General features: G+C 57.1%; 12 protein-coding genes. 11 read left to right on the forward strand and 1 reads right to left on the reverse strand.

Annotation, left to right across the window (positions count from 1 at the left end; translation table 11 throughout):
* Positions 1 to 97: 97 nt before the first annotated feature.
* Together nhaC and GT753_RS22195 are read left to right on the forward strand one after the other, a co-directional pair.
* A complete protein-coding gene (nhaC, locus tag GT753_RS22190) occupies positions 98 to 1537 on the forward strand; it encodes a Na+/H+ antiporter NhaC (protein WP_015379272.1) in 1440 nt (479 codons plus the stop codon).
* Between the two features lies 1 nt (position 1538).
* A complete protein-coding gene (locus GT753_RS22195) occupies positions 1539 to 2711 on the forward strand; it encodes a MalY/PatB family protein (protein WP_160125958.1) in 1173 nt (390 codons plus the stop codon).
* A 15-nt stretch (positions 2712 to 2726) separates the two neighbouring features.
* On the opposite strand, the gene GT753_RS22200 is transcribed toward GT753_RS22195, so the two are convergent.
* Entirely contained in the window at positions 2727 to 2954 is a 228-nt protein-coding gene (locus tag GT753_RS22200) for a SlyX family protein (protein ID WP_004930414.1), read from the reverse strand.
* A 356-nt stretch (positions 2955 to 3310) separates the two neighbouring features.
* Between GT753_RS22200 and fkpA the strand changes: the two genes are divergently transcribed.
* The 9 genes from fkpA to GT753_RS22245 all read left to right on the forward strand — a co-directional run.
* The gene (fkpA, locus tag GT753_RS22205) at positions 3311 to 4150 is read left to right on the forward strand and encodes an FKBP-type peptidyl-prolyl cis-trans isomerase (protein ID WP_015379270.1); all 840 of its coding nucleotides are present in this window, start codon (positions 3311 to 3313) and stop codon (positions 4148 to 4150) included.
* A gap of 372 nt (positions 4151 to 4522) precedes the next feature.
* Entirely contained in the window at positions 4523 to 5245 is a 723-nt protein-coding gene (locus tag GT753_RS22210; RefSeq protein WP_004930418.1) for a transcriptional regulator, read from the forward strand.
* A complete protein-coding gene (gene tusD / locus GT753_RS22215) occupies positions 5245 to 5634 on the forward strand; it encodes a sulfurtransferase complex subunit TusD (RefSeq protein ID WP_075684680.1) in 390 nt (129 codons plus the stop codon). Before GT753_RS22210 ends, tusD begins: the two co-directional genes overlap by 1 nt.
* Before the next feature lie 7 nt (positions 5635 to 5641).
* The gene (gene tusC / locus GT753_RS22220; protein ID WP_044029960.1) at positions 5642 to 6001 is read left to right on the forward strand and encodes a sulfurtransferase complex subunit TusC; all 360 of its coding nucleotides are present in this window, start codon (positions 5642 to 5644) and stop codon (positions 5999 to 6001) included.
* Positions 6002 to 6010: 9 nt separating this feature from the next.
* A complete protein-coding gene (gene tusB, locus GT753_RS22225; protein WP_004930424.1) occupies positions 6011 to 6298 on the forward strand; it encodes a sulfurtransferase complex subunit TusB in 288 nt (95 codons plus the stop codon).
* Between the two features lie 143 nt (positions 6299 to 6441).
* A complete protein-coding gene (gene rpsL, locus GT753_RS22230) occupies positions 6442 to 6816 on the forward strand; it encodes a 30S ribosomal protein S12 (protein WP_004930426.1) in 375 nt (124 codons plus the stop codon).
* A 96-nt stretch (positions 6817 to 6912) separates the two neighbouring features.
* Positions 6913 to 7383, forward strand: coding sequence for a 30S ribosomal protein S7 (rpsG, locus tag GT753_RS22235; RefSeq protein WP_004956203.1), 471 nt, complete (start codon positions 6913 to 6915; stop codon positions 7381 to 7383).
* A gap of 93 nt (positions 7384 to 7476) precedes the next feature.
* Complete coding sequence (gene fusA, locus GT753_RS22240; protein WP_004930429.1) at positions 7477 to 9591, forward strand: elongation factor G; 2115 nt, start codon at positions 7477 to 7479, stop codon at positions 9589 to 9591.
* Between the two features lie 70 nt (positions 9592 to 9661).
* A partial coding sequence (locus tag GT753_RS22245; RefSeq protein WP_032439543.1) for a GTP-binding protein occupies positions 9662 to 9893 on the forward strand: 232 nt, incomplete at its 3' end.

The following is a 9893-nucleotide window of genomic DNA, read 5'->3' on the forward strand; positions in this document are numbered from 1 at the left end:
ATGAAACCGATTACATGGCCAGTGGCCTGCGCTCACATCCTCCGATTACCGAAGCCATTACGCTGTTGCAGTACCCCCTCTTCAACAGGAGCCGTATATGGATAATAAGAAAACGCTCAACCTTGGGCTGGCGACGCTGCCGATTGTGGCCATGCTGTTGCTGCTCATCATCGGCTATGGCCAGTTTGGCCTGCGCATTGAACCGCTGCTGCTGGCTTCCGCCGCCATCGCCGCCGCGTTGGCCTGGTGGCAAGGCTACCGCTGGGATGACATCATCGGGGCCATCGTGGCCAAGCTGGCTAAGGCAATGCCGGTGATCATGATCCTGATCTGCGTGGGCGGGCTGATCGGCACCTGGATGATCAGCGGCACAATCCCTTACATGGTGTATTGGGGGCTGAAGCTGATTAGCCCGCAATACATTCTGATCGCCGCGTTCTTCATCACCAGCGTGATCTCGGTGTGCACCGGTACCTCGTGGGGGGCGGCCGGCACCGTGGGCGTGGCGCTGATGGGCGTGGCCGCCGGTCTGGACGTGCCGCTGGCCGCCGCGGCCGGGGCGGTGGTGTCCGGCGCCTACTTCGGCGACAAAATTTCCCCGTTGTCCGATTCGACGAACTTCGCGGCTATCGTCGCGGATACCGATCTCTACAGCCATATCCAGCATCTGATGTACACGACGCTGCCGAGTTTCATCCTGGCCGCCGTGGTGTACCTGATCGCCGGCCACACCGGCGCGGTGGGCAGCGTGGCAACGCCGGAAAAAGTGACCGAAATCGTCAGCGCGCTTGAGGGGTTGTACCATTTCAATCTGCTGTTGATCCTGCCGCCGGTGCTGGTGCTGTGGGGCGCGGTGACCAAACGGCCGGTGATCCCCGTCATGCTGGCCGCCTGCGCGCTGGCGATCGCCATCGGCGTCGCGCTGCAGGGTTTTAGCCTGCAACAGGGGCTGAATGCGTTGATGGACGGTTTCAATCTGTCGATGTTCGCCAGCCAGGGCCATAACGTTGAAGGGATCGTCGCCGATGTGCCGCGCCTGCTGAACCGCGGCGGCATGTTCTCGATGATGAGTACGATCCTGCTGGTGTTCTGCGCCTTTTCCTTCGCCGGCGCCTTGACGCTGACCGGCGCGCTGACGGTGATCATCAGCCGGCTGCTGAAAGTGGTGCACACCACCGGCCAGCTGATCGCCGCTACCGTTGCCACCACCATCCTGGTGACCGGCGCGACCAGCGACGGCAAGCTGGCGCTGCTGATCCCGGCGGAGCTGTTCAAAGGGGCCTATCGACGCATGGGGCTGGACAACAAAAACCTGTCGCGCACCGTCGAAGATGCGGGCACCGTCATCGAGCCGCTGATCCCGTGGACGGCCGCCGGTATTTACATGGCGACCACGCTGGGAGTGAGCACGCTCGATCTGCTGCCGTGGGCGATCCAATGTTATGTCGCAGTGGTGTTCGCCCTGATTTATGGCTTCACCGGCTTCGGTATCGCCAAACTCCAACCTCAGAACGACTTGCAGCGTAAGGAAGCCTGACATGACGAGTCATTTCAACGCCATCATCGATCGCCACAATACCGGCTCCGTGAAGTGGGACTTCATCGACCGCTATCTGCAACTGGACGGCAGCGAATTGTTGCCGATGTGGGTGTCCGATTTCGACTTTCCATGTCCGCCGGAGGTGCAACAGGCGCTGCATCAGCGGGTGGACCACGGCGTCTTTGGCTACAGCGAACGCGACGACGCCTACTACCAGGCGGCGATCGACTGGTTTGCCAAGCGGCACGACCTGCCGCTGCGGCGCGAGTGGTTCACGTCGATTGAAGGGGTGGTGCCGGGGTTGGCGATGCTGATCCAACTGCTCAGCAAGCCGGGGGACGGCGTGGTAGTGCAGGGGCCGTACTATGGCTCGTTCGCCAAGATAGTCACCATGAACGGCAGAGAGGTGATTGAAAATCCGCTGCTGGAAACCCCGCAGGGATACCGGATCGATTTCGACCGGCTGGCCGCCTGCCTGGCGCAGCGCAAACCGCCGCTGTTGTTGCTGTGCAATCCGCACAATCCGACCGGCCGTTGCTGGCGCCGCGAGGAACTGGAGCGGCTCATGGCGATCTGCCACGCCCACGATGTCACGGTGATCTCCGATGAAATTTGGGCCGATCTGCTGCTGCCCGGCGAGACGTTTACATCGGTGTTGCATCTGGACGAGGAATATCGCGAGCGGGTGATTGCGGCGACGTCCGCCAGCAAAACCTTCGGACTCTCTTCGCTGCGCATTTCGAATTTCCTGATCCCCAATGCCCGGCTGCGGCAGGCGTTTGTCGATCGGCTGAACGCCCACGGGCTGGATGTATTCAACGCGCTGTCGATGATGGCGGCGACCGCGGCCTATCAACGGGGCGCTGCCTGGCTTGATGAGCTGCTCGACTACCTGGCGGAGAATCGGCGCTGGTTTGAGCAGGCGCTGGCGGCCGCCGCGCCCTGGTGCACGATGACCCAGGCTGAAGGGACTTATCTCGCCTGGCTGGATTGCCGTGCACTGGGTTTGAACGATGCTGACTTACAGCAGGCGCTGGTGGCGGTGGCGAAGCTGGCGCCGTCGATGGGCAGCGGTTTCGGCCCGCAGGGGAGCGGTTTTATCCGCATCAACCTGGGGTGCCCGCGCCGCTATCTCGAGCGTGCCGTCGACGGGCTGGCACGCCTGAAATAACCGCGCAGCGGGCCCTCAATAGTGCGGCGGAGGGGTTTCTTCCGATTGCGAGGCGATCATTGAGGTTTGGGTCGAGCGCAGCTTGTCGGTCAACATGCGCAGGTGTTCGCGCATCTTCAGCATTTCCATTTGATGCTGGATGACGGTCTGGTTGAGCTCTTCGATGGTGAGCTCTTGGAAGGCCTGGCGGCTCTCCAGTTCTTCAAGCCGCTGTAGCAGGCGTTGAATGTCGGCGTTGTGCATGAGGCTACCTCTGACGCGATAAAATCCTGATTCGGCGCTATGGTAACAGCTGATGCCGGGTTTGCTCGCGCTATTTCTCCAGGTGGCGCGCAACGTTGCGATCGGCAGTGTAAAGTGCTGAAAAGTTGCACGCCCGATACGCCGTTTTTTGCTAACCTCGCCGAATATTCTGCAAGAAAAATCTGATTTATCATGCGAGTAGCACACAGAGGGAAACTTCTTGGCAAAGCGGGAGTCACACTTTGACTCGATTGGTTACCTGTGCGACTGTTTTGTTTTGTTTCAGGCAGCTATAGTAGCCCGGTTATCTTACCTAATGATTGTTTGGGGCATTGCTTCAGACACTGGAGAAATGGATGAAATCTTTGTTTAAAGTCACGCTTCTGGCAACCACCATGGCTTTTGCTCTGAATGCGACCCAGGTCATGGCAGCCGATGCCGCCAAACCGGCAGAAGCCGCTAAACCAGCGGACGCGGCGGCAGCACCGAGCACCGGCAAGTTCAAAAACGACGACGAGCAAGCCGCTTACGCACTGGGCGCCTCTCTCGGCCGTTACATGGACAACTCTCTGAAAGAGCAAGAGAAGCTGGGCATCAAGCTGGACAAAGATCAGCTGATCGCCGGCGTTCAGGACGCGTTCGCCAACAAGAGCAAGCTGAACGACGCCGACATCGAGAAGACCCTTCAGGGCTTCGAAGCGCGCGTGAAGGCTTCCGCTCAGGCGAAGATGGAACAGGACGCCAAGGACAACGAAACCAAAGGCGCCAAGTACCGCGACAGCTTCGCGAAAGAAAAAGGCGTGAAGAAAACCGAATCCGGCCTGCTGTACCAGGTAGAGAAACCGGGCGCGGGTGAAGCGCCGAAAGACAGCGACACCGTGGTAGTAAACTACAAAGGCACCCTGACCGACGGTACTGAGTTCGATAACTCCTACACCCGCGGCGAGCCGCTGTCGTTCCGTCTGGATGGCGTGATCCCGGGCTGGACCGAAGGCCTGAAGCACATCAAGAAAGGCGGCAAAATCAAGCTGGTGATCCCGCCGGCATTGGCCTACGGCAAAACCGGCGTTCCGGGCATCCCGGCTAACTCCACGCTGGTGTTCGACGTTGAGCTGCTGGACGTGAAAGCGGCGCCGAAAGCCGACGCTAAAGCCGAAAAATCGGCTGACGCGAAAGCAGACGCTAAAGCGAAATAATCTCGTCGCTCTGTTTGCCACCGCCGCGGATGCCCTCCGCGGCGGTTTTCATTTCGACCGCCGCCGCTTCTCTCTCCATTGAACGCTTGACGCCTGCCGGGCATCGGGCTTAACGTCAATACCACGCGCAAACGCAAGGACTTTGCTCCGGCCGCTTTGCTAGACTAATAATTCTGACTTATCAGTCATGCGTCTGCCCCTTAGGGCGTGTACCTAAAATTGTTCCCGGCCGCCTCGCCCGCGGATGTCATCGTGCCGTTTATGCTGCTCTCAGCCAGCCGCGCTGCGGCGTGCCGACGACGGCAGCGATCCGGTCCGAGCGGTTTTAGCTGCGCCCCCTGGCACAGGCGATCTATGAGGGTGGTATCTTCGATGTCGAATTCGCTTTTATCCAGCGAAGCCAGCGAACTTGATTTGCTGAATGAACGTCCGTTTACTCAAACGGATCATGAAATCCTGAAATCCTATGAAGCGGTGGTCGATGGGCTGGCGATGTTGATCGGCGGCCACTGCGAGATCGTATTGCACGCGCTGGAAGACCTGAACAGTTCGGCGGTGCGCATCGCCAACGGGGAACATACCGGGCGTAAAATCGGTTCGCCGATCACCGACCTGGCGCTGCGCATGCTGCACGACATGGCCGGCGACGACAGCAGCGTGTCGAAAGCCTACTTCACCCGCGCCAAGAGCGGCGTGCTGATGAAGTCGGTGACCATCGCCATTCGCAATCGCGAACAGCGGGTAATCGGCCTGCTGTGCATCAACATGAACCTCGATGTGCCGTTCTCGCAGATCATGCAGACCTTTATGCCGCCGGCCACGCAGGACGTGCCGTCGTCGGTGAATTTCGCGTCTTCAGTCGACGATCTGGTGGCGCAGACGCTGGAGTTCACCATCGAAGAGGTGAATGCCGATCGCTCGGTATCCAATAACGCCAAGAACCGCCAGGTAGTGCTAAACCTCTATGAGAAAGGCATCTTCGACATCAAGGATGCGATCAATCAGGTGGCGGATCGCCTGAATATCTCCAAACACACCGTGTATTTGTACATCCGCCAGTTCAAGAGCGGCGATCTGTTGGGAAGCGACCGTTGATGCTCGATTATTGTCTGTTGGTCACCGGTCCGGCTTACGGCACGCAGCAGGCCAGCAGCGCCTATCAGTTCGCTCAGGCCCTGCTGGCGAAAGGACACCGGCTTTCCAGCGTCTTTTTCTACCGTGAAGGGGTGTTGAACGCCAACCAGCTGACCGCGCCCGCCAGCGATGAGTTCGACCTGGTGCGCGCTTGGGCGCAGCTGGCTCAGCAACACGGCGTGGCGCTCAACGTCTGCGTGGCCGCCGCGTTGCGCCGCGGCGTCACCGACGAGCAGGAGGCGGCGCAGCAGGGGCTGGCAAGCGCCAACCTGCAGCCCGGTTTTACCCTGAGCGGGTTGGGTTCCCTGGCCGAAGCGTCGCTAAGTTGCGACCGTCTGGTGCAGTTCTGAGGATAGGATGAAACGAGTCGCTTTTGTTTTCACCCATGGGCCGCACGGCGGCGCCAGCGGCAGGGAAGGGCTGGATGCGCTGCTCGCCACGTCGGCGCTCAGTGAAGATGTGGGGGTGTTTTTTGTCGGCGATGGCGTATTGCAGCTGTTGCCGGGCCAACAGCCGGAAAAGATTTTGGCGCGCAATTACATTGCCACCTTTGGCGTGCTGCCGCTGTATGACGTGGAGCGGTGCTATCTGTGCCAGGCTTCACTGCAGGAACGCGGACTGAGCCAGGTGACCGATTGGGTGCTGGACGCCGAGGTGCTGGCGCCGGACGAGCTGCGCCGCGAACTGGACGGCTACGACGCCGTGATGACGTTTTAGGATCCTCTGATGCTGTATACCCTGAGCCATTCGCCAAACCAATGTGACCTGCCTGCGCTGCTGCGCCTGACGGCGCAGGGCGACGCGCTGTTGCTGCTGCAGGACGGCGTGCTGGCAGGCCTTGCCGGCAGCGCTCATCTTGAATTGCTGCTCGCCGCCCCCATATCCCTTTATGCGCTGCAGGACGACCTGGAAGCTCGGGGATTGGTTGGTCATTTTTCGCACAAAATCACTGTCGTCGGCTATAATCACTTCGTTGAATTAACCGAACAACACCGCAGCCAAATGGCCTGGTGATGAGAGTGATGTTGTATATTTCTTGACACCCATACTGGTCAGCCATAAAATTCTGCGTCCTCGTACTTTGCCAGTAGTGCATACGAGGGGATTTATCACATGTTTACGAAGCTAGTACGAAGCAAAAACCAGGAGCTTTTTTAATGGCAACAATTAACCAGCTGGTTCGCAAACCACGCTCTGTGAAGGCTGCTAAAAGCAACGTTCCAGCGCTGGAAGCCTGCCCGCAGAAACGTGGCGTATGCACCCGCGTATATACCACTACCCCGAAAAAACCAAACTCCGCACTGCGTAAAGTTTGCCGTGTGCGTTTGACCAACGGTTTCGAAGTGACTTCCTACATCGGTGGCGAAGGCCACAACCTGCAGGAACACTCCGTAATCCTGATCCGTGGCGGTCGTGTAAAAGACTTGCCAGGTGTGCGTTACCACACCGTCCGTGGTGCACTTGACTGCTCCGGTGTTAAAGACCGTAAGCAAGCTCGTTCCAAGTACGGCGTGAAGAAGCCAAAGGCTTAATGGTTCTCCGTTAAGTAAGGCCAAACGTTTTAACTTTAATGTCAAAATAAACTCGTAGAGTTTTGGACAATCCTGAATTAACAACGGAGTATTTCCATGCCACGTCGTCGCGTAATCGGCCAACGTAAAATCCTGCCAGATCCTAAGTTCGGATCTGAGCTGCTGGCCAAATTTGTAAATATCCTGATGGTAGACGGTAAAAAATCTACTGCAGAAGCAATCGTCTATACCGCGCTGGAGACCCTGGCTCAGCGTTCTGGTAAAGATCACCTGGAAGCTTTCGAAGTCGCTCTCGACAACGTTCGCCCGACTGTAGAAGTTAAGTCGCGTCGCGTTGGCGGTTCTACTTATCAGGTACCAGTTGAAGTCCGCCCGGTTCGTCGTAATGCTCTGGCAATGCGTTGGATCGTTGATGCTGCACGTAAACGCGGTGATAAATCCATGGCTCTGCGCCTGGCGAACGAGCTGTCTGACGCAGCAGAGAACAAAGGTTCTGCTGTTAAGAAGCGTGAAGACGTTCACCGTATGGCCGAAGCCAACAAGGCGTTCGCCCACTACCGCTGGTAATCATCCGGCTGTAGTCATGCTAACCAAGCGGGCGCGTCAAATCGGCCCGCTTGGGTTAACTGAACTTGAACGCCCTAGGAATAGAGGAATCAAATGGCTCGTACAACACCCATTGCACGCTACCGTAACATCGGTATCAGTGCTCACATCGACGCCGGTAAAACCACCACTACCGAACGTATTCTGTTCTACACCGGTGTAAACCACAAAATCGGTGAAGTTCATGACGGCGCTGCCACCATGGACTGGATGGAACAGGAGCAGGAGCGTGGTATTACCATCACTTCTGCAGCGACTACTGCCTTCTGGTCTGGTATGGCCAAGCAGTTCGAACCGCATCGCGTAAACATCATCGACACCCCAGGGCACGTTGACTTCACCATCGAAGTAGAACGTTCCATGCGTGTGCTGGATGGCGCGGTAATGGTTTACTGTGCTGTTGGTGGTGTTCAGCCACAGTCTGAAACCGTATGGCGTCAGGCTAACAAATACAAAGTGCCACGTATCGCGTTCGTTAACAAAATGGACCGTATGGGCGCTAACTTCCTGAAAGTTGTAGGCCAGATCAAAACTCGTCTGGGCGCCAACCCTGTTCCTCTGCAGCTGGCTATCGGCGCAGAAGACAAATTCACCGGCGTTATCGACCTGGTGAAGATGAAGGCGATCAACTGGAACGAAGAAGACGCAGGCGTAACCTTCGAATACGAAGACGTGCCGGCTGACATGATGGATCTGGCTGAAGAATGGCGCCAGAACCTGATCGAGTCCGCTGCGGAAGCTTCCGAAGAGCTGATGGAAAAATACCTGGGCGGCGAAGAGCTGACCGAGGAAGAAATCAAATCCGCTCTGCGTCAGCGCGTGCTGAACAACGAAATCATCCTGGTTACCTGTGGTTCTGCGTTCAAGAACAAAGGCGTACAGGCGATGCTGGATGCGGTAATCGAATACCTGCCGGCACCAACTGACGTTCCTGCGATCAACGGTATCCTGGACGATGGCAAAGATACTCCGGCTGAGCGTCACGCAAGTGATGACGAGCCGTTCTCTGCGCTGGCGTTCAAAATCGCTACCGACCCGTTCGTGGGTAACCTGACCTTCTTCCGCGTGTACTCCGGCGTTGTTAACTCCGGCGACACCGTGCTGAACTCCGTTAAGGCTGCGCGCGAGCGTTTCGGCCGTATCGTTCAGATGCACGCCAACAAGCGTGAAGAGATCAAAGAAGTTCGCGCAGGCGACATCGCCGCTGCGATCGGTCTGAAAGACGTGACCACCGGGGACACCCTGTGTGATCCAGACTCTCCAATCATCCTGGAGCGTATGGAATTCCCTGAGCCGGTAATCTCTATCGCCGTTGAACCAAAAACCAAAGCTGACCAAGAAAAAATGGGTCTGGCTCTGGGCCGTCTGGCTAAAGAAGACCCGTCATTCCGCGTATGGACTGACGAAGAGTCTAACCAGACCATCATCGCCGGTATGGGTGAACTGCACCTCGACATCATCGTTGACCGCATGAAGCGTGAATTCAACGTTGAAGCTAACGTGGGCAAACCTCAGGTAGCTTACCGCGAAGCGATTCGCGCGAAGATTACCGATGTTGAAGGTAAGCACGCCAAGCAGTCTGGTGGTCGCGGTCAGTACGGTCACGTTGTGATCGACATGTACCCACTGGAGCCGGGCTCTAACCCGAAAGGTTACGAGTTCATCAACGACATCAAAGGCGGCGTAATTCCTGGCGAATACATCCCTGCCGTTGATAAAGGCATCCAGGAGCAGCTGAAGTCTGGTCCGTTGGCTGGTTACCCGGTAGTAGACATGGGTATTCGTCTGCACTTCGGTTCTTACCACGACGTTGACTCCTCTGAACTGGCGTTTAAACTGGCCGCGTCTATCGCCTTTAAAGAAGGCTTTAAGAAAGCGAAACCAGTTCTGCTTGAGCCTATCATGAAGGTTGAAGTTGAGACTCCAGAAGAGAACACCGGTGACGTTATCGGTGACTTGAGCCGTCGTCGCGGCATGCTGCGCGGTCAGGAATCTGAAGTGACTGGCGTTAAGATCCACGCTGAAGTACCGTTGTCCGAAATGTTCGGCTACGCAACTCAGCTGCGTTCTCTGACTAAAGGTCGCGCATCATACACCATGGAATTCCTGAAGTATGATGATGCACCGAACAACGTCGCTCAGGCCGTAATCGAAGCCCGTGGCAAATAAGCCGCAGGGTTAAAACCAAAGTCCCGTGCTCTCTCCAGAAGGGGAGAGCGCTATAGTAAGGAATATAGCCGTGTCTAAAGAAAAATTTGAACGTACAAAACCGCACGTTAACGTTGGTACTATCGGCCACGTTGACCACGGTAAAACTACCCTGACTGCAGCGATCACCACCGTTCTGGCTAAAACCTACGGCGGTTCTGCACGTGCTTTCGACCAGATCGATAACGCGCCAGAAGAAAAAGCTCGTGGTATCACCATCAACACCTCCCACGTTGAGTATGACACCCCGACTCGTCACTACG

This window comes from Serratia sp. Z4 (genome assembly GCF_009900725.1).
Taxonomy (GTDB): Bacteria; Pseudomonadota; Gammaproteobacteria; order Enterobacterales; family Enterobacteriaceae; genus Serratia; species Serratia nematodiphila.

What these genes read in the sequence shown, in the direction of transcription:
- nhaC (WP_015379272.1), top strand. Translation starts at nt 98, where the DNA reads ATGGATAATAAGAAAACGCTCAACCTTGGGCTGGCGACGCTGCCGATT.
- GT753_RS22195 (WP_160125958.1), top strand. Translation starts at nt 1,539, where the DNA reads ATGACGAGTCATTTCAACGCCATCATCGATCGCCACAATACCGGCTCC.
- GT753_RS22200 (WP_004930414.1), bottom strand. Translation starts at nt 2,954, where the DNA reads ATGCACAACGCCGACATTCAACGCCTGCTACAGCGGCTTGAAGAACTG.
- fkpA (WP_015379270.1), top strand. Translation starts at nt 3,311, where the DNA reads ATGAAATCTTTGTTTAAAGTCACGCTTCTGGCAACCACCATGGCTTTT.
- GT753_RS22210 (WP_004930418.1), top strand. Translation starts at nt 4,523, where the DNA reads ATGTCGAATTCGCTTTTATCCAGCGAAGCCAGCGAACTTGATTTGCTG.
- tusD (WP_075684680.1), top strand. Translation starts at nt 5,245, where the DNA reads ATGCTCGATTATTGTCTGTTGGTCACCGGTCCGGCTTACGGCACGCAG.
- tusC (WP_044029960.1), top strand. Translation starts at nt 5,642, where the DNA reads ATGAAACGAGTCGCTTTTGTTTTCACCCATGGGCCGCACGGCGGCGCC.
- tusB (WP_004930424.1), top strand. Translation starts at nt 6,011, where the DNA reads ATGCTGTATACCCTGAGCCATTCGCCAAACCAATGTGACCTGCCTGCG.
- rpsL (WP_004930426.1), top strand. Translation starts at nt 6,442, where the DNA reads ATGGCAACAATTAACCAGCTGGTTCGCAAACCACGCTCTGTGAAGGCT.
- rpsG (WP_004956203.1), top strand. Translation starts at nt 6,913, where the DNA reads ATGCCACGTCGTCGCGTAATCGGCCAACGTAAAATCCTGCCAGATCCT.
- fusA (WP_004930429.1), top strand. Translation starts at nt 7,477, where the DNA reads ATGGCTCGTACAACACCCATTGCACGCTACCGTAACATCGGTATCAGT.